The organism is Streptococcus bovimastitidis, assembly GCF_001885095.1.
Taxonomy (GTDB): Bacteria; Bacillota; Bacilli; order Lactobacillales; family Streptococcaceae; genus Streptococcus; species Streptococcus bovimastitidis.
The window spans coordinates 959,912-986,258 of sequence record NZ_LZDD01000001.1; the positions used below are offsets into that span (position 1 = coordinate 959,912).

General features: G+C 37.9%; 29 protein-coding genes and 1 tRNA gene. 4 read left to right on the forward strand and 26 right to left on the reverse strand.

Annotation, left to right across the window (positions count from 1 at the left end; translation table 11 throughout):
- Positions 1-72 precede the first annotated feature (72 nt).
- The 8 genes from A9Q68_RS04655 to A9Q68_RS04690 all read right to left on the reverse strand — a co-directional run bounded on the left by A9Q68_RS04655 (position 73) and on the right by A9Q68_RS04690 (position 5,948).
- A complete protein-coding gene (locus tag A9Q68_RS04655) occupies positions 73-288 on the reverse strand; it encodes a YozE family protein (protein WP_071793530.1) in 216 nt (71 codons plus the stop codon).
- Positions 285-794 (reverse strand): peptide-methionine (S)-S-oxide reductase MsrA, encoded by a 510-nt coding sequence (gene msrA / locus A9Q68_RS04660; protein ID WP_071793531.1) that lies wholly within the window; start codon positions 792-794, stop codon positions 285-287. Before msrA ends, A9Q68_RS04655 begins: the two co-directional genes overlap by 4 nt.
- 82 nt (positions 795-876) lie before the next feature.
- A complete protein-coding gene (locus A9Q68_RS04665) occupies positions 877-1,734 on the reverse strand; it encodes a CvfB family protein (RefSeq protein ID WP_071793532.1) in 858 nt (285 codons plus the stop codon).
- Positions 1,735-1,855: 121 nt separating this feature from the next.
- Positions 1,856-2,413, reverse strand: coding sequence for a ribosome recycling factor (frr, locus tag A9Q68_RS04670; RefSeq protein WP_071793533.1), 558 nt, complete (start codon positions 2,411-2,413; stop codon positions 1,856-1,858).
- Positions 2,414-2,442: 29 nt separating this feature from the next.
- Positions 2,443-3,171 (reverse strand): UMP kinase, encoded by a 729-nt coding sequence (gene pyrH / locus A9Q68_RS04675; RefSeq protein ID WP_071793534.1) that lies wholly within the window; start codon positions 3,169-3,171, stop codon positions 2,443-2,445.
- A gap of 274 nt (positions 3,172-3,445) precedes the next feature.
- On the reverse strand, positions 3,446-4,135 hold the full coding sequence (gene rplA / locus A9Q68_RS04680) for a 50S ribosomal protein L1 (protein WP_003082715.1): 690 nt from the start codon (positions 4,133-4,135) through the stop codon (positions 3,446-3,448).
- Positions 4,136-4,244: 109 nt separating this feature from the next.
- Positions 4,245-4,670 carry a 50S ribosomal protein L11 gene (rplK, locus tag A9Q68_RS04685; protein WP_071793535.1) on the reverse strand — a complete coding sequence of 142 codons (426 nt, stop codon included), beginning with the start codon at positions 4,668-4,670 and terminating at the stop codon, positions 4,245-4,247.
- Between the two features lie 195 nt (positions 4,671-4,865).
- The gene (locus A9Q68_RS04690; protein WP_071793536.1) at positions 4,866-5,948 is read right to left on the reverse strand and encodes a baeRF6 domain-containing protein; all 1,083 of its coding nucleotides are present in this window, start codon (positions 5,946-5,948) and stop codon (positions 4,866-4,868) included.
- Between the two features lie 170 nt (positions 5,949-6,118).
- Here A9Q68_RS04690 and A9Q68_RS04695 point away from each other — a divergent pair, with 170 nt between their 5' ends.
- Positions 6,119-6,469: a DUF3397 domain-containing protein gene (locus A9Q68_RS04695; protein ID WP_071793537.1), complete on the forward strand. Its 351-nt coding sequence runs from the start codon at positions 6,119-6,121 to the stop codon at positions 6,467-6,469.
- A gap of 40 nt (positions 6,470-6,509) precedes the next feature.
- Here A9Q68_RS04695 and A9Q68_RS04700 read toward each other — a convergent pair whose 3' ends face one another.
- Positions 6,510-8,927, reverse strand: coding sequence for a DNA translocase FtsK (locus tag A9Q68_RS04700; protein ID WP_071793538.1), 2,418 nt, complete (start codon positions 8,925-8,927; stop codon positions 6,510-6,512).
- 126 nt (positions 8,928-9,053) lie between these two features.
- Positions 9,054-9,890: a hypothetical protein gene (locus A9Q68_RS04705; protein ID WP_083426027.1), complete on the reverse strand. Its 837-nt coding sequence runs from the start codon at positions 9,888-9,890 to the stop codon at positions 9,054-9,056.
- Between the two features lie 204 nt (positions 9,891-10,094).
- On the opposite strand from A9Q68_RS04705, the gene A9Q68_RS04710 reads away from it, so the two are divergent.
- Positions 10,095-10,901, forward strand: coding sequence for a peptidylprolyl isomerase (locus A9Q68_RS04710; protein WP_071793539.1), 807 nt, complete (start codon positions 10,095-10,097; stop codon positions 10,899-10,901).
- A gap of 56 nt (positions 10,902-10,957) precedes the next feature.
- On the opposite strand, the gene A9Q68_RS04715 is transcribed toward A9Q68_RS04710, so the two are convergent.
- From A9Q68_RS04715 to A9Q68_RS04725, 3 genes are read right to left on the reverse strand one after another with little or no spacing between them, the layout of a single operon-like run.
- Entirely contained in the window at positions 10,958-11,776 is an 819-nt protein-coding gene (locus A9Q68_RS04715; RefSeq protein ID WP_071793540.1) for a metal ABC transporter permease, read from the reverse strand.
- Positions 11,776-12,498: a metal ABC transporter ATP-binding protein gene (locus tag A9Q68_RS04720; protein WP_071793541.1), complete on the reverse strand. Its 723-nt coding sequence runs from the start codon at positions 12,496-12,498 to the stop codon at positions 11,776-11,778. Before A9Q68_RS04720 ends, A9Q68_RS04715 begins: the two co-directional genes overlap by 1 nt.
- A gap of 60 nt (positions 12,499-12,558) precedes the next feature.
- A complete protein-coding gene (locus A9Q68_RS04725) occupies positions 12,559-13,491 on the reverse strand; it encodes a metal ABC transporter substrate-binding protein (RefSeq protein WP_071793542.1) in 933 nt (310 codons plus the stop codon).
- 144 nt (positions 13,492-13,635) lie between these two features.
- Between A9Q68_RS04725 and A9Q68_RS04730 the strand changes: the two genes are divergently transcribed.
- Positions 13,636-14,286: a metal-dependent transcriptional regulator gene (locus tag A9Q68_RS04730; RefSeq protein WP_071793543.1), complete on the forward strand. Its 651-nt coding sequence runs from the start codon at positions 13,636-13,638 to the stop codon at positions 14,284-14,286.
- Positions 14,287-14,318: 32 nt separating this feature from the next.
- Here A9Q68_RS04730 and A9Q68_RS04735 read toward each other — a convergent pair whose 3' ends face one another.
- From A9Q68_RS04735 to A9Q68_RS04775, 8 genes are all read right to left on the reverse strand, one after another.
- Positions 14,319-15,008: a 5'-methylthioadenosine/adenosylhomocysteine nucleosidase gene (locus A9Q68_RS04735; protein WP_071793544.1), complete on the reverse strand. Its 690-nt coding sequence runs from the start codon at positions 15,006-15,008 to the stop codon at positions 14,319-14,321.
- A gap of 12 nt (positions 15,009-15,020) precedes the next feature.
- Positions 15,021-15,293 (reverse strand): cell wall synthase accessory phosphoprotein MacP, encoded by a 273-nt coding sequence (macP, locus tag A9Q68_RS04740; RefSeq protein WP_071793545.1) that lies wholly within the window; start codon positions 15,291-15,293, stop codon positions 15,021-15,023.
- Positions 15,293-15,847, reverse strand: a complete 555-nt coding sequence (locus A9Q68_RS04745; RefSeq protein WP_071793546.1) for an NUDIX domain-containing protein — start codon at positions 15,845-15,847, stop codon at positions 15,293-15,295. The genes macP and A9Q68_RS04745 overlap by 1 nt, the downstream gene beginning before the upstream one ends.
- 21 nt (positions 15,848-15,868) lie before the next feature.
- Positions 15,869-17,248: a bifunctional UDP-N-acetylglucosamine diphosphorylase/glucosamine-1-phosphate N-acetyltransferase GlmU gene (gene glmU, locus A9Q68_RS04750; RefSeq protein ID WP_071793547.1), complete on the reverse strand. Its 1,380-nt coding sequence runs from the start codon at positions 17,246-17,248 to the stop codon at positions 15,869-15,871.
- A gap of 97 nt (positions 17,249-17,345) precedes the next feature.
- A complete protein-coding gene (locus A9Q68_RS04755) occupies positions 17,346-18,311 on the reverse strand; it encodes a Gfo/Idh/MocA family protein (protein WP_071793548.1) in 966 nt (321 codons plus the stop codon).
- Positions 18,312-18,323: 12 nt separating this feature from the next.
- Positions 18,324-18,830, reverse strand: a complete 507-nt coding sequence (locus A9Q68_RS04760) for a GNAT family N-acetyltransferase (protein WP_071793549.1) — start codon at positions 18,828-18,830, stop codon at positions 18,324-18,326.
- Between the two features lie 507 nt (positions 18,831-19,337).
- Positions 19,338-20,036, reverse strand: coding sequence for a 3-oxoacyl-ACP reductase (locus tag A9Q68_RS04770; protein WP_071793551.1), 699 nt, complete (start codon positions 20,034-20,036; stop codon positions 19,338-19,340).
- Positions 20,029-20,265, reverse strand: coding sequence for a DUF2829 domain-containing protein (locus A9Q68_RS04775; RefSeq protein WP_071793552.1), 237 nt, complete (start codon positions 20,263-20,265; stop codon positions 20,029-20,031). Before A9Q68_RS04775 ends, A9Q68_RS04770 begins: the two co-directional genes overlap by 8 nt.
- Positions 20,266-20,443: 178 nt before the next feature.
- Here A9Q68_RS04775 and A9Q68_RS04780 point away from each other — a divergent pair, with 178 nt between their 5' ends.
- The gene (locus A9Q68_RS04780) at positions 20,444-20,641 is read left to right on the forward strand and encodes a hypothetical protein (protein ID WP_071793553.1); all 198 of its coding nucleotides are present in this window, start codon (positions 20,444-20,446) and stop codon (positions 20,639-20,641) included.
- Positions 20,642-20,678: 37 nt separating this feature from the next.
- Here the strand turns inward: A9Q68_RS04780 and A9Q68_RS04785 are convergent, their stop codons facing one another.
- The 5 genes from A9Q68_RS04785 to A9Q68_RS04805 all read right to left on the reverse strand — a co-directional run bounded on the left by A9Q68_RS04785 (position 20,679) and on the right by A9Q68_RS04805 (position 26,225).
- Positions 20,679-21,593 (reverse strand): magnesium transporter CorA family protein, encoded by a 915-nt coding sequence (locus tag A9Q68_RS04785; protein WP_071793554.1) that lies wholly within the window; start codon positions 21,591-21,593, stop codon positions 20,679-20,681.
- A gap of 79 nt (positions 21,594-21,672) precedes the next feature.
- On the reverse strand, positions 21,673-23,016 hold the full coding sequence (gene brnQ, locus A9Q68_RS04790) for a branched-chain amino acid transport system II carrier protein (RefSeq protein ID WP_071793555.1): 1,344 nt from the start codon (positions 23,014-23,016) through the stop codon (positions 21,673-21,675).
- A 223-nt stretch (positions 23,017-23,239) separates the two neighbouring features.
- The gene (gene metG / locus A9Q68_RS04795) at positions 23,240-25,243 is read right to left on the reverse strand and encodes a methionine--tRNA ligase (RefSeq protein ID WP_071793556.1); all 2,004 of its coding nucleotides are present in this window, start codon (positions 25,241-25,243) and stop codon (positions 23,240-23,242) included.
- A gap of 114 nt (positions 25,244-25,357) precedes the next feature.
- Positions 25,358-26,077, reverse strand: coding sequence for a YoaK family protein (locus A9Q68_RS04800; RefSeq protein ID WP_071793557.1), 720 nt, complete (start codon positions 26,075-26,077; stop codon positions 25,358-25,360).
- A gap of 58 nt (positions 26,078-26,135) precedes the next feature.
- Positions 26,136-26,225, reverse strand: a tRNA-Ser gene (locus A9Q68_RS04805).
- Positions 26,226-26,347: the final 122 nt, after the last annotated feature.

The window sequence follows — 26,347 nt, forward strand, 5'->3', positions numbered from 1 at the left end:
CAAGCTCAAAACATTTTTAGACAAAGTGTCCAAAAAAGACCTTATCAATTGATAAGGTCTGAATCATTTTTATTAGTGGGCCAAATAATCCTCCCAAATCCGGTCAAAGTCCCCTAAATTAAAGGAGAAAACGGCTTGGTCTTCTAAATAACGACTAATCAAGTCAAAATCATCCGTATGCTTTGGAAAAGTAGAATCATCAAAAGCCAAGTCAGCTAAAATGGCGACTGGTTCATTTGATTTGGGATTCCGTTGGGTCATTAGCCAAGTGTAAAAGGATTTTCTCAATTCCAATTCTCCTTTAAAAAATCATGTCTACGTTTACTGCTTAAAGCATAGCGTTCTGGATTCTTCCGGTAGAAGGCTTGGTGGTAGTCTTCTGCTGGGTAAAAAGGCTGCGCCTCTTCAATTGTCGTCACGATAAGACGGTCGAAACGGCCGCTGGCTTCTAATTGCGCCTTGGACAGCTCAGCCATTTCCTTTTGTCGTTCATCAAAGTAATAGATAACTGGACGGTAATTATCACCTCTATCTTCAAATTGTCCAAAAGCATCTGTTGGGTCTGTTTGTTGCCAATAGAGGTCTAACAAATCTGAATATGCAATCTTCTCGGGGTCAAAAATGATTTCGACAGCTTCTGTATGACCTGTTGTCTTTGTACAAACTTCTTCATAAGTTGGATTAACTGTATGTCCGCCTGTATAACCACTTAAGACGGATTCAATACCGTCTAATTCTTCAAAGGGTTCAACCATACACCAAAAACAGCCACCTGCAAAAATTGCTCTTTCCATAAGGACTCCAATCTGAAAATCTATTGGTCCCATTGTAGCAAAAAACTTTGCCTCAGGCAAAGCTTTTTTATAATATCTGACTTTATGAGATTAATTCTGTTCCGCTAGCATCTTGTTTGATGCGTTTTGCTTTCATTAAACCACCCAAAGCTTTTTTAAATTGGCCTTTTGAGATACCAAAGGTTGCTTGAATATCATCTGGAGCTGATTTGTCATTTAGGGTCATAAACCCACCATTTGATTCTAAATAAGTCACAATCATTTGGGCATCGTTTTCCAACATTTCAAATGAACGTGGCTTAATGGAAAGATTTAAGGTTCTATCCACTTCTCTAAAGCCGATAACACGAGCATCAAGGACTTGGCCAAGACGAGGCTCATTGTAACGTTCACTTGGGTGAATATAGCCTAACATATTGTTTTCAGGTAGATAAACAAAAGTACCGGACATTTTTAAGCGATAAACAATAGCTGGCCAATTCTGATTTTGCATATTATTATAGGCTGGTTCAGCCATCTTTTGGAAAACCTCCGGCTCAGCAGGGATACCCCAGATGCGATCCTTCTTATCAAGATCTAGTTTGATATAAAGTCGATCTCCCTTTTTAGGCCACAATTCTTTCATCTCAGGAAGGAGATCTAGGGAAACCACTACTTCTTTGTCTGGAATGCCAGTATCGACAAAAACACCAAGGTCACGGCGGACGTCAATAACCTCTCCCCAACCATAAGAGTCTAGGGTTGATTTGATTTCTTTAGTTGTTAAACGGAGCTTTTGTTTTTGGTCTAAATAGGCAAAGCCAGTGACCATATCACCAATGGCATGCGGACCCTCTTCTTTATCCAAGCTCAAAATGAAGCCATCTTTTTGAACGAAATAAGAATGGTCGTTTTCTTCCCTAATTAATCCGGTAATGTATCTTGCTAGTAATTCATTCATATCTTTTTCTTTCTTTTAAAAAAGTAGGCATCAGTCAAAAACAACGCTTCTGAAATGATTGCCTACCTCCTTTTATATCGTTTATTTTTCCTCACAATTAAGGAATGGAATCTCTTAAAACTTAAACAGATAGAAGTTCTTTTTCTTTTTCAGCAGTCATGCTGTCAATATGTTTGATAGCATCATCTGTTGCTTTCTGAATATCTTTTTCAAGTGTTTTTAATTCATCTTCAGAGATTTCTTTGTCTTTTTCCTGCTTTTTAGCTTCGTCCATAGCGTCACGTCGGATGTTTCGGATAGCAACTTTTTGGTTTTCACCAACTTTTTTAACTTCTTTAGCAAGCTCTTTACGTGTTTCTTCAGTAAGTGCTGGAATGACCAAACGAATGACTGATCCATCATTAGCAGGTGTAATTCCTAAATCTGAAGCATTGATTGCACGTTCAATATCTTTGATTGAATTCTTATCGAATGGTGAGATTAAAAGAACACGTGCTTCAGGCACAGTAATTGATGATAATTGATTTAAAGGAGTTGGAGCTCCATAATAATCAACTTGGATACGGTCTAAAAGACTTGCATTGGCACGTCCAGCACGGATACTTGCGTACTCACGTGAAAGTGATTGAAATGATTGTTCAAAACGTTGATTAGCTTTTTCAATAATTGCATTTGCCATGAGATATTCCCCTTTTTTTCTTCTATTTCTTAATCGATTGCTTTATTTGAAACAGTTGTTCCAATATGTTCTCCGAAAACAACCCGTTTAATATTACCTGGTTCGTTCATGTTGAAGACGACCAAGTCAATATCATTATCCATTGATAAGGTTGATGCTGTAGCATCCATGATTTTCAAGCCACGTTTGATGACTTCACCGTGAGTTAATTCATCGAATTTAACAGCATTAGCGTCTTTCTTAGGATCGGCATTGTAGACACCATCTACACCATTTTTAGCCATCAAAATGGCATCTGCTTCAATTTCAGCTGCTCTTAAAGCTGCTGTTGTATCCGTTGAGAAATAAGGTGAGCCAATACCAGCACCAAAGACAACGATACGTCCTTTTTCCAAATGACGAAGTGCCCGACCACGGATATAAGACTCTGCCACATTTTGCATTGGAATTGCTGTTTGAACACGTGTATCAACGCCAAAATGTTGTAAGCTATCTGCCATAACAAGAGCGTTCATAACAGTTCCTAACATACCAGTGTAATCGGCTTGAACACGGTCCATGCCAGCTTCTGCAGCAGGTTCCCCACGCCATAAATTACCACCACCGATAACGAGCGCAATTTGTACACCTGAAGCATGAACTTCGGCAATTTCTTTTGCAATTGATTGAACGATTGGAATATCAATCCCTACACCTTTTTCGCCTGCAAGGGCTTCACCTGAAAGTTTAATTAAAATACGTTGATATTTAGGTTCCACAATGATTATCTCCTTATTTTGTCCTTTCCTATTCTATCATAAATCACATGATTTTGATAGCTCAATAGCTATTAGTCAGGTAGAAAATTTGGGGACATTTACCTTGATTATCTTGTTGACTTATAATTTGGACAGGCCAATACAAAAGAGACGATAGGTTTTTATATTTCCAGCAAATAATGGTCCAGTTCCATCAATTCTTTGAGAATGATTTGATCTTCCAAATGTGATTAAATTTCCATATAAAAAAAGCTATCCGAAGATAGCTTGTTTATTACATTGTAGATGGGTCAACTTTGATACCAACACCTTGTGTTGAAGTGATTGACACGTTAGTCATGTAAGTACCTTTAGCTGTTGAAGGTTTAGCTTTTACCATAACATCGTTAAATGCTTTAAAGTTTTCAACTAATTTATCAGCGTCAAATGATACTTTACCGATGATAGCTTGTACGTTACCAGCTTTGTCAGCACGGTAAGTGATTTTACCACCTTTAGACTCTTCAACTGCTTTAGTAACATCCATTGTTACAGTACCAGTTTTAGGGTTTGGCATCAAGTTACGAGGTCCAAGGACACGTCCAAGACGACCTACGATAGCCATCATATCTGGTGTTGCAATAACAACATCAAAATCAAGCCATCCGCCATTGATTTTAGCAACTAAATCATCTTCACCAACGAAGTCTGCACCAGCAGCTTTTGCTTCTTCAGCTTTAGCACCACGTGCGAAAACAAGAACACGTTGTGTTTTACCAGTTCCGTTTGGCAATACCATTGCGCCACGGATTTGTTGGTCAGCTTTACGAACGTCAATGTTTAAGTTGTAGGCAACTTCAACTGATGCGTCAAATTTTGCGAAGTTAGTTTCTTTAATTAATGCTACAGCTTCTTCTACGCTGTATGCTTTTGTGCTATCAACTTTTTCAAGTGCTGCACGCATTTGTTTGCTTTTTTTAGCCATTTTTAAAATTCTCCTTGTAATGTGGTCATATCGATTTGATTAATAAATCTCCCACGTCACTCATCAAACTATGATGAAGTCGTGCGGGTAAATAGGGTTCAATAACTGATTAGTCAGTAACAGTGAATCCCATTGAACGAGCAGTACCTTCGATCATACGCATTGCAGACTCGATGTTTGCAGCGTTTAAATCTGGCATTTTAGTTTCAGCAATTTCTTGTACTTGTGCACGAGTAACTGTTGCAACTTTAGTTTTGTTAGGTGTGCCTGATCCTTTTTCAACACCTGCAGCTTTTTTCAAAAGAATTGCAGCTGGTGGTGTTTTAGTAATGAAATCAAATGATTTGTCTTCATAAACTGAGATAACAACTGGGATGATCATTCCAGCTTGATCAGCTGTACGAGCGTTAAATTCTTTAGTGAATCCCATGATGTTGATACCTGCTTGACCTAATGCTGGTCCAACTGGTGGAGCTGGTGTAGCTTTACCAGCAGGGATTTGAAGTTTTACAAGTTTTTCGACTTTTTTAGCCATTTTTAAAATCCTCCTGTTGTGGTTTTGGCGGTAATTAAGATTTTTACCTCCCACAGATATGCGTATAGCATACCTTTCTATTATACGGCATTTTAGAAATAAATCAAGTGAAATTTCTTTATTTTATCAAAAAATCAAGCTGACTTTTTGGCCAGCTTGATGAGACTACTTATTGTGAATTCCTTTTTCTTATGTTTAATAACGCAAACGTGCACTAATGGTAAAATCACCTTGCAACTGGTCAGAAGTTAATATATAAACTGTCCCTTTTGCTTTATAAGTTGCTGCTACGATGTCTTTAACTACAGCTTTTTTATCCACATTTGTGACAAGATCATCTAGTTTATCTTCTACTAAAATTAATTCGTCAATCCGGTTTTCTTGCGCCAAGGTCTGAATTTCTTCTAATTGATCTGTTACCCGATATTCAGGCTTGGTTTCAATAAATCGTTTACTTAGGGAAGCTAATGATGCCTCGCGATAGCTATTGACAAATTGGTATGCCTGCTCTGCAATTTCATCCGTAGATACTTTAGCAGCTGACAATTCAATTCCTTTATCTAGTAGAGGCTGATATTTACTTATAGCACGATAAGCGGCTTGGTTTTCCACAAGGCTATATAGGATTAATGGGCGTTCTGACTCTTGTCCAAAATCTTCAATCAATTGATTGTCGACAGAACGGAAGAAATTTTCACGGTCAATTTCTTTCTCGACACTTGTCTCATTGTGTCCATGCATACCAACTTGACCGGGTCCAGCGGAACCCGTATGGTTTAACTGTCCACCGTCTTTTTCTTCTCCTAAGACAGAGGTCAATTCCATTGGCCAATGGCCTTCTGTAACTTCTTCTAATTTTTGCGAAGATAAGTCATAGATATGGGCACTATCTTGGTTTAATACTAATAGGTGATAATCACTCTTAAATTGATAGTGTTTAATCAAAGGTGTTAAATCTGGACCTTGACCAAAAATCATATGGTCCGCCACCGGACTCTCAATATAATAATAGTAAGTTTCGTTTTCTGTCATATAGATTAATAAGCTACTTGTTGCACTTATTAATTGACGTTGTGCAGATCGAACCTCTTCAATTTGCTCTTTCCACTGACTTCCTAAATCAGCCACTAATTGTTGGGCTTCCTTTAAAAAGTTCTCTAGAGTAAGACTGTCCTTTTCGGAATAGCCCGAATTGGCATCTAAGTCGATACTGATTGAAATAAAAGGTTGAGTCTCTGTAAGCAGTTCAGCTACTGGGAATATGTTTAACTGTTTCATAATAGTCTTCCTTTCTTCCTTTAATACTACTAATGTAACATAATTTAAGACCAAATTCTAACAAAAACCCTTAGTGACCACTTGATTTTAAAATGAAGTTGTCTTTTTTGTTCCTCAATTTTATCTTGCTCCTTATTTACATCTTATCTGATAAAGGTTAAAATAAGGCTATGATGACATATAAATTAATTGCTTTAGTATTCCTCATTTTAACACCCTTAATATCTCAAATTTTAATAAATCTCTTTAAACTTGGTCGCTATGGTTTGAAATTTCCTGATCTAGCTTTTATCTTTTTTGCTATAGAGATTGCTATTGTTTCTGGTAAATTTTTTGATAATAGTTTTTTACCCTATTATCTGATTATCTTATCTCTTTTAGCCATCATTATTACGCTTACGCTTGTTATTCGGAGTCAACGCTTTTCATACCCACGTTTTTTCAAGTTATTTTGGCGTATTGGTTTTTTGATGACATTCTTTGGCTATTTCGTACTAGTCATGATTGTTTTTACAAAGTAAAAGGCTTGTCTTAACGACAAGCCTTTTACTATTTTCAATTTTATTGAGTCTGTAAGACTTTGCGAGGTTTTGTTCCCTCAGCAGGTCCTATAACACCTGCTTCTTCTAATTCATCCATTAAGCGTGTTGCACGATTAAAGCCTACTGAAAGTCTTCTCTGAATCATTGATGCTGAAGCTTTTTGTGTTTCTAGAACCAAAGCTTTTGCTTCTTCAAAGAGAGGATCTCCTTCACCTGAATTCCCTGAACCAGAATTCATGTCCGCTTCAGTCACTTCTCCTGGATCAAAGGAATCATCATAGTCAGCCTCTGCTTGGTCTTTGATATAAGAAACAATGCGTTCAACATCGTCATCTGAAATGAATGACCCCTGTAGACGAACTGGATGGTTTTCATCAATTGGTTTAAAGAGCATATCCCCACGACCAAGAAGTTTTTCAGCACCATTTTCATCCAGAATTGTCCGACTATCTGTCCCTGAGGAAACAGCAAAGGCAATCCGAGATGGAACATTGGCTTTAATTAAACCTGAGATGACATCTACAGAAGGACGTTGTGTCGCTAGAATCATATGAATTCCGGCTGCACGCGCTTTTTGTCCTAAACGGATAATAGCATCTTCCACTTCTTTACTGGCAACCATCATTAAGTCGGCTAATTCATCGACGATAACGACAATAAGTGGTAATGGAATTTGTTTCTGTTCCGATTGTTTATTGAACTCTTCCACTTTTGCATTATAGCCAGCCATGTTACGAACACCAACTTTACTAAAGAGTTCGTAACGATTTTCCATTTCATCAACCACTTTTTGAAGTGCCTTACTGGCTTTTCGAGGGTTAGTAACTACTGGAATCAAGAGATGAGGAATGTCATTATAAACGGACAACTCAACCATTTTAGGGTCAACCATCAAGAATTTGACTTGGTCTGGGCGAGCTTTCATCAGGATACTTGAAATAATTCCGTTGACGGCAACAGATTTCCCTGAACCTGTTGAACCTGCCACTAGCAAGTGAGGCATGCGGGTCAAATCAAAACTTCTAGCCTTACCATTGACCGCTTTCCCTAGTGGAACTTCTAACAATTTTTCATCTGAAGTATTGGATTGTTCCCACAACTCTCGGAAGGATACAGTCGCAATTTCTGAGTTAGGAACCTCAATACCAACCAGTGATTTGCCTGGTATTGGAGCTTCAATACGTACATCTTTTGCCGCCAAGGCTAAGGCTAAATCATCCGCCAAATTAGAGATACGATTAACACGAACACCAACTGCTGGTTTAATTTCATATTTAGTAACGGAAGGTCCAATTTCAGCTCGTTCAACCTTAACATCGATACCAAAACTGCGAAAGGTGTCTTCCAAAACAGTTATGTTTTTGCGAACCAAATTCTTTTCTTTAGATTGGTCTTTTGGACGGTCCGGAGCAAACAAATCGATTGTCGGCAATTTATAGAGCAAGTTAGCTTTTGGTGTAAAGTCGACTTCAACTGGCTCATCGTCCATTTGGTCCTCATCAAGACCTGGCTCCATCATTGGCATTATTTCTTCAGGATAATCTTCTGTTGAACTTGGATAATCCGATTCCAATTCTTCAATTGGGAAATCAATAAATTCTTCAGTAGGATGTGATTGATAGGCCACAATTTCTGGCTCAGCAGGTATCTCTGGAACAAACTCTTCATTTTCAAGCACGGAAGATTCTTGTGGTAGAGGGAGAATTTCACCTGTTTCCAAATCCAAAGACTGATTTTTAGCCAACTGGGCTTCGAGAGCCTCTTGCTCTAATTTTTCTTGCGCAGCTAGGGCTTTAGCTTCCTCGCGTTGGACAAAGCGCTCTTCTCGGCGGAGTTTTTGGCGATCGGCGAAGCTTTCCCACAAAGCCTTGAAATAATTAGAGACATCGTAAACGTCCCATGGGGTCATTAAAAAGAGTCCTAGCAGAATAATTAAGGAACCGATAAAGAAGGAACCGATATTTGAAAAGAGGAAGGAAATAGGTTTGTAAATTAAGGCACCTAACATGCCACCACCAACGAAAGTTTGCACTTTAAAAGCCATCAAATCAGTCATGATCAGGCGAGCGGTATAAGTGAAGACTTCATGGTTTTTTACAGTCGGAAGGGTAAAGAGGTAAGCCTGCCATTCGATTAAGAGTCCTAAAAAGAGAATCACAAAACCAGCTACCAAGCCCTCTTGCTTACGTAACCATTTAAAGAAGAATAGATAGATAAAAACTGCAAGAATAAAAAGGTAAGCTAAACTACCTACCATGAATCGGATAACATTATAAGCTGTAATCCCAAATATCCCAAGTCGAATTGTGGCAAAAATTAAAACAAGAGCGAGTAAGAATGAAAAAACCATTCGTTTAATGGCTCTTTGTTTCTCCAATTCTGCCTTAGTGAGACGCTTTTTTTTGATCCCTTTTTTATGTTGATTTCTAATAGCCATAGAATTATTATACCATTTTTTAGAGATAAAGAAATAAGCTACCCTTTTTACAAAAAAATGAGACTTTCAACATAAGAAAGTCTCAAATCTTTATCATAAAATCGCTGGTCCTCTTTTTGTCGGTTATTATTCTCTTCCTAATGATTTTTGAGTTTTATTTCTGACAAATTTACCAATAAAACTAAAGCGTCTTAAATCAGTAGTTAGAGATAATCCAAAAATCAAATTGGTTAACCAAATAAACGACATTAAAACCAGGATTGGAATCAAGCAAGTCGTTACAATCATGACTGCAACTGCATCAATCATGTTACTTAAGGAATTTTCCATAGTATTTAAGACTTTGCTTTTTTCCCCATCAATTTTACCCAGGATATTTTTGAGCGAAAGCTTTTGATTTTTTTTCTGCAATTTTTGGTCAATTCGTTTATTTTCTTTCTCCGTTTTCTTAATAGTTTCTTGAATTGAACTTTGATAGGTTTTTTCAATATGGTTTGAAATAGAAACACTGGTTGGCACAATACAAAATATCATTAAGCCAAACAAGGCCAATTTAAAAGCTACCCGGATTAAAATCTCTTTCTTTGAGAAGAGATATAAGATAAGAAGTAGGCAGGTCGCTGGGAAGAAAATCTTAAATGAGATAGCACCAGCTATGGCGATTAAATATTTTTGGAGCCATATAGCAATAATAATAACTAATAAGTAGTCACTAACATCAGCTAAATTTTCTGCTAAGGGTGAGCCGACATCTCCAGGAATTAGAGTAACAGCGGTTGATGCTGCTGTTGAACTTGCTGCTAATTTCATAACGGTAACCTTCTTTTGGTCAAGCGTTGATACGATATCTTGATTCATTTGATTAACATAGGTAGAACTCGCCATTTTTGTAAACATAAAGAATCCTAAAACTGCTAATAAAGCCGCAATAATCAGCTTTTTACTATTTGAACTTATTTCCATTATCTTTTCTCCTTTAAAAGTTATCACTCTATTATTTGTCAAAGACAGACTATTTAACAATACCTTTTAGCCTGCCTCTATCATAGGACTTGTAATTTTTGGGATTTGAAAGTCTTCTTCTTTTTTTAGGAAATCTAGTAATTTATTTAGATTTTTCCAGCGACTTTATGATAAAATATAGAAAAATCAATCTGAGGAGAAAAGATGAAGAAAGTTCTTACCCTAAGCCTCTTAGCCCTATCCCTCTTGAGTTTAACAGCTTGTGAGTCGATGGACCGTTTAATCAAAGGCGATAAATATGTTGATGAGAAGATGGCTAAGGAAGCGACTTCTGCTTCAGCCAAAGCCTATGAGAAAGAAATTCAGAAAGCACTCAAAGCTGATAAGAAAGACTTTCCTCAATTATCTAAGGATGTTACAAAGGATGAGGCTAAAATTCTTATCAAAACAAGCCAAGGAGATATTACCTTAAAACTCTTCCCTAAATATGCACCCCTTGCCGTTGAAAACTTTTTAACACATGCAAAAGCAGGCTATTACAATAATCTTACTTTCCACCGGGTTATTAATAATTTCATGATTCAATCTGGTGACCCTAATGGAGATGGTACTGGTGGAGAATCCATTTGGAACGGAAAAGATAGTAAGAAAGATAAAGGAAATGGTTTTGCTAACGAAATTAGCCCTTATCTCTATAATATTAGGGGGGCTATTGCCATGGCCAATGCTGGTGCCGATACCAATGGCAGTCAATTCTTTATCAACCAAAATAAAGAAGACCAATCCAAAAAATTATCGGCTGACCACTTCCCTAAACCAATCATGGATGCATACAAAGCCGGAGGTAATCCAGACCTAGACGGTTCTTATACAGTTTTTGGTCAAGTTATTGATGGCATGAATGTTGTTGACAGTATTTCTAAGGTAGCTGTTGATGGCAATGATAAACCTACTAAAGACGTTACCGTCATTTCCGTTTCTGTTGTAAAAGATTATACTTTCAAAAAATAAAACTATAGCCTTTTAAAGTTAAAAGTCTTCTGTTTATAAACAGAAGACTTTTGTTTTTATTTATTCATTCTAGGCGCTATGAAAAAGCAAAGGCTAAAGATAAGGGCTGAGGTCAGAACAATACAAGATCCAACTGCAATGTTAAAACTGTAACCTATAAAAAGACCAAGGACCGACGTAAACCCACCTAAACTTGAAGAAAGTAAGAGCATGGCCTTTAAATTTTTGGCAAAGAGATAGGCTGTTGCTGCTGGGGTAATTAAAAGAGCAACAATCAGAATTGTCCCTACACTTTGCATGGCTGTAACAGCAACTAAGGTTAAAAGTATCATCAATAGATAGTGATAAAAGGGAACCTTGATGCCGATTGTTTGAGCTAAAATTGGGTCAAAAGAAGTGATTTGTAATTCTTTAAAAAAGAGTCCAATGAGTAATAAAACTAAAATAGATACCACAATGCTAGCCCATTTATCAGAATCTTGTACCGCTAATATATTACCAAATAAAATATGAAAGAGGTCTGTTGAACTTTTAGCAATACCAATTAAGATAACACCTAAAGCTAAGTAGGCACTAAAGGTGATGCCAATAGCGGTATCCCCTTTAATTAGACTATTTTCTTTGATATAGGTGATTAAAATGGAAGCCAGTAGTCCAAAGATAATGGCTCCAAAATAGTAGTTAACCCCAATCATAAAAGAAATGGCAACACCGGGTAATACAGCATGAGAAATCGCATCTCCCATTAGTGACATGGACCGCAAAATGATAAAACATCCCAGTGCTCCTGCTACAATACCGATGACAACTGAGGTTACTAAAGCATTTTGTAGAAAATGATAATTCAACAGACCGATAATAAATTTTTCCACCATTAGCATACTCCTCCTGTCATCACCCTATTTTCACCATAAGTTTTAGTGAGATTTTCTTGGTTAAAAACTTCATCTACTGGTCCAAAGGCTATTAATCCTCGATTTAATAAGAGCAATTGGTCAAAGTAATCTTTGACCTTGCTCAAATCGTGATGCACGATTAAGATTGTTTTTCCCTGATTTGCAAGCTTTTTAAGTAGGTTAACGATGATGGCTTCGCTGACAGAATCAATTCCAACAAAGGGTTCGTCTAAGAAAAGGTAGTTTTGTTCTTGAATTAAACATCTTACTAACAGCATCCGTTGAAATTGACCACCTGACAGAGACTTTATCGGTTCTTGAGCGTAATCCTCCAAACCAACTTCTTGCAAATAATGTGAGGCTAGGTCTCTTTCCTTAGCTGTTACAGCATGAAATAATCCCAAACGACCATAGGTCCCAAGCAACACACACTCTTCAACAGTGATAGGAAATTGTAAATCAAATTGGCTCCGTTGTTCAACGTAAGCTACTTGTTGACTAGGTTGCTGGTATTTATTATCAATCGCTAGCTCTCCCTTATAAGGGATTAACCCTAACATCGCTTTCATTAAGGTAGACTTTCCAGCACCATTAGGTCCAATAATGCCAATAATGCCTTCCTCTTCAATCATTAAAGTGACCTTGTCAAGAATCTTGTTACAGCCGTCATAGCTAACCGACAAGTCTTTTATTCGTATCATTTTTTACTCCTTTAAAAAACAGAAAGCACACAAGCCCTAAGACCATGTGCTTTTAATGTCTTATTTTGCTAATCCTTCAGCAATTTTATCTAAATTCCATTTCATCATCGAATAGTAACTGTCGCCATTTTTCCCCTTTTTGGCAATTGAGTCAGTGAAAATTTCTGAATAAATAGGAATGCCACTATCCTTGGAAACAGACTTCATCGGACGGTTGTCAACACTTGATTCAACAAAAAGTGCTGATGGTTTTTTAGCCTTTAGTTTTTCAATTAAGCCCGAAATTTGATCCGGTGTTCCTTCTTCTTCAGTATTAATTTCCCAAATATAAGCCGATGGCACTTTGTAGGCTTTAGAAAAGTATTTAAAACAACCTTCGCTTGTGACAATCACCTTTTTATTTTCTGAAATTTTATCAAATTTGGATTTGGCTTCACGATCTAATTTTTCTAGCTTAGCCAAGTAAGTCTTCACGTTTTTTTGGTAAAATGCCTTGTTTTTAGGATCTTTTTGACTTAACTGCTTGGCAATATTCTTAGCATAAATCATGCCATTTTCTAAATTCAACCAAGCATGTGGATCTTCTTTTCCTTTGGTAGAATAACCTTCTAAATAAATCACCTCGATACCATCGGACACCGCAAAATAATCAGTGTTTTTCTTTTTACCAGCATTTTTTACCAACTTGCTGAACCAGGCCTGACCGCCATCTTCTAAGTTGATTCCGTTATAGAAGATCAGATCAGCTTGACTGGTCTTTTCAACATCTTCTGGTAAAGGTTCATATTCATGAGGATCTTGACCAATTGGAACAATGCTATGCAAATTTATCCGATTGCCGGCAATATTCTTTGTCATATCGGCAATAATCGAATTAGTAACCACCACATTTAATTTATGGTCTTTTGCTTTTTTTGAAGCTGTTGAAGAACAGGCAACCAAAAAAAGCAAGGATAAAAGGGCGAGGGTTATAAAGCTCAGCTTTTTCTTCATTTTTTACTCCTTAAATAAAGTTATTATTTTTATTAAGTATACTTAATTATATTATTAATGTATATTAGTAAGATCTTTTTGTCAAGATTTTTTTGTAATTTTTTGTTATAATAATGATTATAAATAAGAGAAAGGCTATGTAAAATGACGCCTAATAAAGAAGACTACCTTAAATGCATTCATGAGTTGAGTCAGTTAGAAGTCAAAATGTCTAACAAACAAATTGCAGAAAGAATGCAGGTATCACCTCCTGCTGTTTCTGAAATGATTAAAAAAATGATCCAGGAAGACTGGATCAAAAAAGATGCTAAAAAAGGCTATTTATTGACTGCAAAAGGCGACCAAGTTGTAGCTAATCTTTTCCGTAAGCACCGCTTGATTGAAGTCTTTTTGATTGAACATTTAGCTTATAGCCCAGAAGAAGTTCACCAGGAAGCAGAGATATTGGAACATACCGTCTCAGATACTTTTATAGACAGACTGGACCAAAATTTAGGCTATCCCACCTATTGCCCACATGGTGGCACAATTCCTAGAAAAGACCAAGCCTTAATTGAAATCAACCATCAAACCCTTGCTGGAATTAAGGAATTAGGAACCTATAAATTAAGTCGAATCCATGATCAAATAGAGCTGATTAATTATCTGCGCCAACAAGACTTAAAACTAAACAGTGAATTTGATTTGATTCAAATAGATGCCTATGCTAAGACCTTTACCCTTACTTTAAATCAAAAACAAGTTACCATACCTGAATCAATAGCAAAACAAATCTACGTTACTAAAATAAACTAAAAGCACTTGGATTTTCCAAGTGCTTTTAGTGTTTATAAAGCTTTTAAAAAAGCGATTAAAGTTTGGGCTGATTTTTTGCCAGCTTCGACAATGAACTGATCAAAAGTCATGTTTGCATCGTGGGCTGCTGTGTCACTCATGGCGCGAACAACAATAAATGGTTTGCCACAAGCGTGGGCTGCTTGGGCGATTGCTGCCCCTTCCATTTCAACGGCAAGGACCTGTGGGAAATGGCTTTTTATAGCATCAATCTTATCTTGACCCGCAATGAATGAATCTCCAGTAGCAATCAAACCAATGGCAGTTCCTTTATCTTCTTCCTTTAAGACTTGCTCAAATGTTTCGACAAATGGTTGGTGACTTTCAAAATAAAGTGGCTGCATGGACATTTGACCATAGTCATAACCAAAGGCTGTCAAGTCAACATCATGATAAACTAGCTGACTAGCAACCACGACATCACCAATGTTAAGATGGCTAGCAACTGCTCCTGCTGAGCCTGTATTGATCAGGACCTCTACTTTAAAAGACTCAACCAAAATAGCCACTGTCATTGCGGACATAACCTTGCCCACACCAGATTGAACAAGAACTAAATCATGTCCTGCAATCTGTCCACTATAATATGTATTGGCTAAAATCGAAGTTTCCTTTTTATCTTCTAGTTGGTCAACTAAAAGAAGTAGTTCTTCCTCCATTGCAGCAATAATTCCAATTTTCATGTGATTTCCTTTTTATAAATTAAACATGGCATAGATTAAGAGAGCAATCAAGATGACTAAAACAATCAATAATAAATTCAATTTTGATTGAAACTGATTGCGTTTGGCATTTTCAATACGGCGACTTTTGTAGATTCTTTGTGAATCATCATAGTATTCGTCATCAGCAAATGTCATTATTTTGGTATCTGAATCGACTGCAAAATCATCTGCAAAGTCATCTTCAATGTACTCACCACGATTGGCTTTTTCAATCACTTCATCAGTTAGTAAGGATTTTCCCATTACAAATCACCTCCAAAATGTTGACCAAAATAGTTAATAGCAATAATAGTTTTGGCATCAACAATTTTACCTTGAGCAATCATCTCAAGACATTCTTGATAGCTTAATTCAAAAACCTCTAAGACTTCATCAACATCCTGAGGTCTTGGATTTTCAACTTTTTTAAGCTCAGTTGCCAAGTATAATTTAATTTTTTCATTGCAAAAACCGATGGCCGTATAGAATTCATAAATTTGCTCTAAATGGCCACTATATCCGGTTTCTTCCTCCAACTCGCGGCCAGCGGCCTCAAGTTCAGATCCATTCTCACCCACTTCCAATTTTCCCGCAGGAATTTCATAAGAAATAGACTCGATGGCTTTGCGATATTGTTTGATAATAACCAGTTTATTTTCCGGAGTCACAGCTAAGATGGAAACAGCACCCCGATGGAGGACCAGCTCTCGCTTAGCATTTCCCAATGCGTTTGGAAGTTTCACATCATCGACAACAACTTTAAAGATATTTCCTTCAAAAATAGTTGTCCGCCGTAATGTTTTTTCTTCAAAATCCATGGTTTCCTCCTCTAAAATGTATTATTTATTTCCTGGATGGTGGGGAAGACGTTTGGCATAACCCTCTTTTATCACTTGACGACTTCTGCCAATGGCAATGCTATCTGCTTGAACATCTTTAGAAATGGTTGATCCAGCTGCGGTTAAGGCATTATCTCCAATTGCAAGTGGGGCGATCAAGGTAGAATTGCTGCCGATAAAGACATTGTCCCCAATTTCTGTTTTGAATTTGTTTTTACCATCATAGTTGACAGTGATGGTTCCCGCTCCAAAATTCACGTTTTCACCAACTAGGGCATTGCCAATATAGGTGAGATGTCCTGCTTTGGTGTTTTTTCCGATTGTTGAACCTTTAACTTCAACAAAGTTTCCAATATGAACATCTTGTGCCAAATCAGAACCTGGACGAATGTGTGCATAAGGACCAACTGTCACGCCATCAGCGATAGTTGATTCTTCAATAGTTGAATTTGTAATCACAACATTTTGGCCAATTTCAGCATCTACCAAGCAAGTCCCGTTAGTCAGAACAGTTCCTGCTCCAACTTTGGTATTGCCTTTGAGGGTCACATTTGCCTCTAAAAGAACATCCGGTTCGATTTGGACATCACTCTCAATATAGGTTGTTTCCGGACTTTGAAAGGTTACCCCATTAATCATGTGGCCTCTGTTAATGCGACGACGCATAACAGCTTCGGCTGTTGCTAGGGCAACGCGGTCATTAACACCTAAACTTTCGTTGAAATCACGAAGGATGTAGGCACCGACTTTTTCTTTGTTTTCGCGGAAAATAGAGATAACGTCAGTCAAGTAATATTCCCCTTGAGCATTATTAGTATTAATATTTTTCAAGGCTTCAAAAAGGCGCTTATTATCGAAGATGAAGGTACCTGTGTTAATTTCAGTTACTTTTTGTTCATATTCGTTAGCATCTTTTTGTTCGACAATTTTCATGACTTCTTGGTCACTGTTACGGATAATCCGCCCATAACCAAATGGGTCTTCGGCTTGCGCTGTTAGAATTGTCGCAACATTTTTATGGTTAACGTGGAAATCGATGAGATTTTTTAAGCTTTCACCCGTAATTAATGGCGTGTCGCCAGCAATTACTAAGGTATTTCCTTCTAATTCTGCTAATTTTTCTTCCGCCATCATTACAGCATGGCCAGTTCCTAATTGCTCAGTTTGTAAAACAAATTCTGATTGATCTGCCAAAACTTCTTGAACCATTTCAGCTTTATGACCAATGACTGTAACATTTTTTTCAGGATTGATTGCTTCAATACTTCTAAAAACATGCTCTAACATGGTTAAGCCTGAGACTTTATGGAGAACTTTTGGTAAATCAGATTTCATGCGAGTACCTTTACCCGCAGCTAATATAATGGCGTAATTTGTCATAACTTTTCCTTTTTCATAAATTGAATTCCCCTCCATTATAGCATATTTAGAGGGAAAAAGATGAAAAAAAGAGATTGGTTAGGCCAATCTCTGATGTTTATGACAAGTTTTCACTTGCTTTTTCAAGAACTTTCATAACTTTGAGACTATGGTCGATTGCCTCTTGGGCACGCGCAAAATCTCGGTCATTAATTATCGCTTGAAAAGCTCTAAACTCTGCTGCCATCCGGTGTTCAGTGCTGTTTTTATTAACTAGGCGAGGCTGGCTACCATTTTCTGTAATTTTAACTTGTGGAAGTGTATTACTTTCTCCAGCCACAATCATCGAGCCTTTGTTGCCCTGAATGGTCGTCCGTACTTCTGCGCTGCAATCTTTAGCAGCAATACAAACCACCTTAAAGTCAGTGTAATCTAAAATAAGTATACCTGAAGTATCAACGCCACGTTCCATGTTTGGGAGATAATCGACACTGGTTGGCTCTCCAAACAAAGCAACCACTAGGTGAATATTGTAGATGTTAAGGTCTCTAAGGGCTCCTCCCCCTTTTTCTGGGTCAAAAGCTGGCGCAATAACACCATCTTTGAAGGCATCATAGCGAGACGAATATTGAGAATAGTTACAGTCAACAATCTTAATGTCGCCCAAGTTGGTTAATTCTTCTTTTAAGACAGCGAAATTCTCTAGATAGAGATTGGTAATAGCCTCTAGCAGAATCAACTTTTTCTCTTTAGCAAGCTGTGCCAATTCTTGTGCTTGGGCTTCTTTCAAGGTGAAAGGCTTTTCGCAGATAACATGTTTGCCCGCTAATAGGGCTGCCTTGCTCATTTCATAGTGCAAATGATTTGGGGTTGCTACGTAAACCGTATCTGTATCGGGGTTATCCAGCGCTTGATCTAAACTTGTATAGAGGTCTTGAATTTGGTATTGACCTGCCAAAGTCTCAGCTTTTTCCCGACTTCGTGGGGTTGAAACCAAGGCTTTAATGTCTATGCCATTAGTGGCTGTAATAACGGGTAGGGCTTCTTCAACAATCTTCCCTGTTCCAACAACTATTAATTTCATTTATTTTTCTCCTTAATCTAAGCCAAATTCCTTAGCAAAACTAACGGAACCTGGAAAATGCTGATTTCCCTGTAAGGAAATGGCCATAAAATTTGCTGGCGGAAAGCCGTCAGGTATAGTAATCCCAAAGGATTGGGCTGGTAAGTAACCAAATTTGGGGTAATAAAGGTCACTTCCCAAAACCAAAATAAGGTCATAACCTAATGCTTTGGCAATTCGGTGACCTTCTTCAATTAATGCTTTGCCATAACCTTGTTTTTGATAATCAGGAGCAATGCTCAAAGGGGCTAAAACTAAGGCTTGTACCTGACCAACTTTTGCCTTGGTAAAGATAATATGGCCTATCATTTGCTGATTCTCTTCTAAAACTAAGGCTAATTCCGGTATATAAGAGTCTCCTTGACGGAAGGCTTTAACCAAAAACTGTTCATTTCCGTCAGCATGTTCAGCTCTGGCGAATGCATCTCTTATTAATTTATCAATGGCCTGATAGTCAGCAGGCTGTTCTTGTCTAATCATTTTCGATTCCTTTTTTTTTTGATTTCTTTTGGATGTCTTTCAATCTGCTTTTGGTCTTCCTCTGTGCAAGTGGTATTTTTAAATAATATAGTATTTGTCAAAATATGAACGATAGGAGATAACTAATGATTAAGTTAAAAATAAGGCCATTGTCTTCTTGCCAAAGTGGTGGTAAAAATTGCTCCTTAAACGGAAAGCTTTGGGTAGCTGCCCAGACTCCGATAGTCATATGGCTAATTGCGATGACAGCAATCAACCAGCTCATGATGTCTCTTAGTTCACTTAAAGAAGTCGCCTGTTCATTTCGACTAGTACGAAAGAAATGCTTATAAAAGTAAAAAAGGGGAATCATCAGATTAAAAGTAAGGGGCCAATAGACAAGTGGCAACTGCACTTTTTGCAAGACAAGGTAAAGGAGAATAATGCTCCTAAATAAAAAACTCCATATAGGCAAAAAGTAAGGATAGGGTGTTTTTGCAAAGTTTTAAAAATCATAACTTCCCTTTTTTATTTTAAAGTCCAGCCACCGTCAATTTTAACAATTTCGCCTTGCATGGAAACTGCCTTTCCTGAAACTAAAAAGTCTGTCAGGTCGGCTATTTCTTCAGCTTGGGTCCATCTTCCGATTGGGGTTTGCTCAGCAACCCAATCGGCAAGGCCACCTTCTGAAAAGTCGCTAGCGGTCATGCCTGTTTGGACAGCCCCTGGGGCAATCCCAAAAACTTGAATGCCTGCTTTAGCATAGTCCAAAGCTAATTGTCGGGTGAAGCCAGCTAGGGCATGTTTTGAGCTGGTATAGGCAGCACCGCCACCTCCTGCTTGAAAACTGGCTATGGAACACATGTTGATGATAATCCCGCTTTGTTGCGCCAGCATTTTTTCCAAATAAAAACGGGTAAGCTTGACCACGGAAAAGAAATTGGTAGCAAAGAGCTTTTCAAAGTCCTCTTGGTTTGTTTCAAGTAGGGGTTTGTAGGCGTCCAGAATGCCCGCTGTATTGATGAGAATGTCGACCTGAGGTAGCCAGTCAAAGAGTGGGCTTAAATCGTCTGTCACATCTAATTGGAGAAAATGAAAATCACCTTCTAAAGCCGGCTTGGGACTGACATCAAGACCATAAACCTGATAGCCATTAGCTAAGAGGTGCTCTGCCTGGGCTTTCCCGATACCAGAAGCAACGCCGGTCACAAGGACTGTCTTAGTCATGGACTTCAACCCAATCTTCTGCCAAAACATCACATGGAGTTGGTGCCCACATAGAGAAGCCTTCCCCATCACCTGAAACATTAATCAAAAAGTAGGGAGTTACTTCCAAGGCCTGACCATTTTGCTCAATAGAATCAAAGAGTTGCACATAATTTTCAGCACCACCCCAACCACTTCTCACATATTTCTTCTTAGCTTTCAAGCCTGGTAAAATCTCTTCGAAAGTCATATCTATCTCCTTATTCACTTAGTCTAGTTGTTAATGATTTATGACTATTATAACATGAAAAGCCAAAATGATTAGTAGCTTGAATTACAAAGAGAAATTCATTGTTTTTCTTGTCCAATGAGATGATTTTAGTTACAATTATAGTATCGTCATAAGGCAAGAAACGAGGAAATCACTTATGAAAATTAACACTACCTATTTAGCTATCGGGCTAGCTTTTCTTGGTCTCCCCATCGCACTCAAAAGCATAGCCTATTTTCCAATTGCTCTAACTTTCTTTGTCCTAGCCTTTATCATTCCGCCTGAGGAAGATGATGAGGACAAAAATCATGAAGAGCAAAAAGATAGTAAAAGTGATTTAAATACTAAAAACTAAAGCAAAAAGAGAGTCCTTAGGGACTCTCTTTTCTTTTCTATTTACGGTTGTATTTCATCATTAATTTGAGAATAAAGGCCATGACAAACCAAAGGATGGCAGAAATACCGATGACCATGAGCCATCCCAATGGGCTTTGGGTTAGAAAACTTGGTAGGGGAACATTTATTCCGAAGAATCCTGTCACAATACTTGGGATGGTTAAGAGGATTGATAATAATGTCAGAATTTTCATGGTATCATTCAATTCATTGTTTAAGACATTATTATAGGTGCCTTCCAATTGGGCGAGGACCTGGGCTGAGAGTTGAGCCATTTCAACTAGCTGTCTGGCTTCAATTAGGGCATCATCTAACTGCTCCTCTTCGGCATCATCAAGGTCCAGATATAAGAGATGACTTTTTAACTGTTCTATCAAGAGAACGTTTTGTTTACTTGCTGATACGATATAGACAAGGCCTGTTTCTAAATCGGATAGTTGCAAGAGTTCTTTTTTACTGGTTCTTTCTCGTAATAAATTATTCAAACGATTCCGTTCAACATTGAGGTGGTCAACTGTTGGGAAATAATTTTTGGAAATCAGATAAAGGACTGTAAAAAGGAATTTGTAAAGGGAAATGGAGCCGTTTTTTTCGAGAATAGTCTCCATTTGCTTAATAATATAGGCACTTTTATCCTTATAAATGGTAATGAGGTTATCATCAAAGACGAAAAAGGTAATTGGAACAGTTTGATAATAATAATCTTGCTTGGAGACATCCAAAACATTATAAATCAATAATAGTGTCTTATCGACACGATCATATTCTAAATGGGATAGTTCGTTTTTATCAGCGGCATAGGTTAAGATTTCTGAATCAATTCCCAGCTCATGCTTCAGATAAAGTAAATCTTTAGCATTATCCGCATTGGCCATATAGGTCGTAAATTGGGGCTTTTTAACTTCCTTCACAGGTCTCTCCTTCTTAGACTACTTTTTGTCAGTATATCAAAAAAAGAGTCAAATGACTCTTTTTAGCTATTCTAAATGCTTAATTGTCACTTTCAAACTGACTTAAATCAAAGGCTTCTCCTTTTATTTTATCTGGAAGGATAAAGGCAACCAAGAGTCCTAGTAAAGTTGGTAGCAACCAACCCATGGACATACTATGGAAAGGTATATGAGCAACAAAGCTAGCCAATGCTGTTTTTGGCATGAGACCAGCAAGAACTTCCAATAGAGATGTCACAGTGACTAAGGCAATGGTTAAAGACATCCCCTTTTTAGATAAGGCAAAGGCTTTATTGAGGAGAATAATGATAACGAGCACAATGACAATTGGATAGAGTAGGGTCAAGACCGGCACGGAAAAGGCAATGACCGCGTTGAGTCCAAGATTGGCAATTAAAAAGCCAATAAGCGTAAAGAGAATCGTATAAACCTTATAAGACAAAGCCTTAAAATGCTTAGCAAAAAACTCAGAAACAGCTACAATCAAACCAACCGTTGTTGTAAAGCAGGTCATAACCACCATAACGCTTAGGAAGAGACGGCCGAAGGGGCCGAATAACTGATAGGAAGCTTGGGCTAAAACATAAGCCCCTTTATTAATAGACGGATCAGCCAGTACCGAGCTTGGGATTGGGAATTTATTGCCTAAGAAAGCAAGCCCCAAATAAAGAATACTAAAGGCTAAGCTGGTTACAAGTCCCACTACCCAAATAGTTGATAAATATTCTTTCTTACTAGCAAAACCAAATTGTTTGAGGGTCTCTGTTGCTACCAAACAGAAGGCAACAGAGGCAAGGGCATCCAGTGTATTATAACCGGCTAAAATACCTCCCCCAAAGGCTGAAGCTACATATTCAGCGCTAGCCTGACCACTGTCAGCTTGTCCGTATTTAAATGCCCCTACGACTACTAATACTAAAATCAGCAAGGCGAATAGCGGCGTCAAAATCTTACCCACACTATTCATGATTTTATTGGGGTTATAGGCTAATGCGAAAGCCGCTAAAAAGAAGCAAAGGGAGAAAAGCATCAAGGCAATCTGGCTATTGCCAACAATAGGTGAAAGGCCGACTTCAAAGGACACCGTAGCTGTTCTGGGAATAGCAAAGAGGGGACCGATGGTTAAATAAAGGAGAACCAGGAAGCTGAGCGAGAACCAAGGGCTGAATTTAATATCCATTTCCTGTTTGAAGCCACCATTTGTTAGGGTGCCGACCAATAAGGTAATAATGGCTAAACCAACTCCTGACAGACAGAACCCAATAATCGCCGGCCAAAAATGTGTGCCTGATGCAACCCCTAAGGCTGGTGGGAAGATTAAGTTGCCGGCTCCAAAAAAGATACCAAATAAAAGCAATCCTGTTAGAAAACCTTTTTTAACCATAAAATACCACTATGTAAACGGTCGTTTACACCTTTCTAAAAATTGTCATTTTTTCATTTTCAAAGCCAGGATAATTCGCTATTGAAACCGAGCTAAATCTGACTGGCAAAATAAAATAAGTGTTTTCTATTATAACAGAAATAAAGCAATTTTCTAGCTTTTTTTCGAAATTTTCTAAATATTTATACAAAAAAGGAAAGACCTTTCGGTCTTCCTCGAAATCTTAACCAATAATGGAACCGTTTGGAACAGACGAATCAACCGTAAGAACAGTCAATTGTTCTCCATGTTCAGCCGATAAAATCATGCCTTGGCTGACATATTTTTTCATCATTTTGCGAGGTTTCAAATTAGCTACAATCTGCAATTTTTTACCCACTAATTCTTGCTCGTTTGGATAGAATTTTGCGATACCAGACAGGATTTGACGATCCTCTCCATCTCCCGCGTCAAGACGGAAGCACAGCAATTTATCCGAACCTTCGACCTTAGAAACTTCCTTAACTTCAGCCACACGAATCTCAACAGCATCAAAAGTCTCAAATTTGATTTCCTCTTTTTCAGATTTGAGCTCAACTTCTTCAGGAACCCATTCTTTTTCTTGAGGAATCGCAGAGCCGCCTTCCATTTGTTCTTTGATGTAGGCAATTTCTGCTTCCATATCAAGACGAGGGAAAATGGGTTGCCCTTTAGAGATGACAGTCGTTTGAGCTCGAATACCAACTAATGAAAGATCTTCCAAGTCAGCTACCGCTTCTAAACCAAGTTGAGTCATAATAGCATTTGAACTTTCCATCATAAATGGTTGAATCAAGTGTGCCACCACGCGCAGACTTGCTGCCAAGTGTGCCATAACTGAAGCTAAATGTTGCTTGTTGCCATCTTCTTTAGCAAGAACCCATGGAGCAGTCTCATCGATGTATTTATTAGCACGTGAAATGATGGTCCAAACTGCTTCTAAAGCCCGTGGGTAGTCAACAGCTTCCATTTGAACATGATACTCTGCAATTTGCGCAGCAACGACTGCTTCTAAATCAGCATCAAAATCGGTAATACCGGTTTGGTAAGCTGGCATTTGACCGCCGAAGTATTTATTGATCATAGCAATGGTCCGGTTTAGCAAGTTACCCAAATCGTTAGCTAATTCGTAATTGATGCGGCCAACGTAATCTTCAGGAGTGAACATGCCGTCAGACCCAACTGGCAAACTACGCATGAGGTAATAACGTAAAGCATCTAAACCATAACGTTCAACCAACATTTCAGGGTAAACCACGTTCCCTTTAGATTTGGACATTTTACCATCTTTCATGACAAACCAGCCATGGGCAATCAAGCGTTCTGGTAATTTCATGTCTAACATCATCAAAAGAATCGGCCAATAGATTGAATGGAAACGAAGGATATCTTTTCCAACCATATGGAAAACAGTCCCATTCCAGAATTTATCATAATCTTCATGCATTTCTTGACCATAACCTAATGCAGTTGCATAGTTAAGAAGGGCATCAATCCAAACATAAACCACGTGTTTAGGATTTGAAGGCACTTTAACACCCCAAGTAAAGGTTGTCCGACTAACAGCCAAATCTTCTAAACCAGGTTCGATAAAGTTTTTAAGCATTTCGTTCAAACGGCCTTCAGGCTGAATGAAGTTTGGGTTTTCTTTATAGAAAGCAACCAAACGGTCAGCATATTTGCCTAAACGAAGGAAGTAAGACTCTTCTGAAACCCACTCCACTTGGTGACCTGAAGGGGCAATCCCACCTGTGACTTTACCGTTTTCATCACGGAAAACTTCTTCTAATTGGCTTTCAGTAAAGAACTCTTCATCAGAAACAGAATACCAACCTGAATATTGACCTAAGTAAATATCGTCTTGAGCTAATAATTTTTCAAATACCGCAGCAACCACTTCTTCATGATAAGCATCGGTTGTTCGGATAAATTTGTCATAAGAAATGTCAAGCAAGCTCCAAAGTTCTTTAACGCCTTCTGCCATTCCATCAACATAGGCTTGAGGTGTAATACCCGCTTCTTCAGCCTTAGTCTGAATTTTTTGACCATGCTCGTCAAGACCTGTAAGGTAAAAAACCTCATGATTCATCAAGCGTTTGTAACGGGCTAAAACGTCACAAGCAATGGTTGTATAAGCAGAACCAATGTGCAATTTCCCTGATGGGTAATAGATTGGAGTTGTAATATAAAATGGTTTTTTATCAGTCATTTGATTTCCTTTCAAGGCTAATGAAACCTTATCAATTTCTTCTCTAACTGGTTCTTATGACCCTTTTAAGAGATATTATTTATTATAGCATAATGTCGCCATCAAAAAAACAGCTTATTCCTCAGAATAAGACAGCATAAAGGGTTTGATTTTACTTTGAATATGGTAATATTCTTTTCCTAAAATATAATTGACATAAGTTAAGGGAATAAGGACAAGCCCTAAAGATAATTCGCCAAATTTTAAGGATAAGAGAGATGCGGCTAAAGCCCCTAAAATAAAGGTAAAAATGACAAAAGCCGTATTGCGACCGATCAGAATCATTTCTCGATTTTTTTCGTAAAGCCCTTTGGTCAGCTGATAAGCAGCATTTTTAACATTACCAGTCATCATGACATTAGCATAGGTTGCCCCACGTAGCGATTTAAAAGTATCCACTTGAATGGAAGCAAAGAAAGCCAGTCCAGAAACCGTAAAGAAAGCTGGAAGTATTGGTGTCAGAATACTAGTGATAAGTGCAATCACTGTCAAAACAAAACTGGACAACAAATACCAGTGAATACCATGTTTATTAGCCCAACGATGCATAAAGTAGGTAAAGGATTGACCTAGCATAAAAACAATGATGGGTAAGAGAAAATCTAGAGCCCTGTCCAATCTGCCCTGAGCCAAACTCATTGCTAGAGAAGCAACATTTCCTGATTGAATGCCCGCAAAACGTTGCCCTTGAGTCATAAAGGTAAAGGCATTGACATAACCCGAGATAAAAGTCAGACTCATGGCACAACGCAGAGCTTCATGAACATAATATCTTTGTTTTTTTCGTTTTGACATGGTTTCCTTCCTAATGACACGAAAAAAATACTGTTCAACAGTATTTTCAGACTTATTAAGGAGGATGTGGGATTCGAACCCACGCACGCTTTTACACGCCTGACGGTTTTCAAGACCGTTCCCTTCAGCCGGACTTGGGTAATCCTCCAAAAACTAATAATAGTATAGCACAGGTCAAGTCTCTTAACAATAGTTAATAGTAGAAAAAATAAGTAAAAATCTGAGATTTTAATCTAGCTCAGAATAAGATCAAAATGAAAACCTGACAAC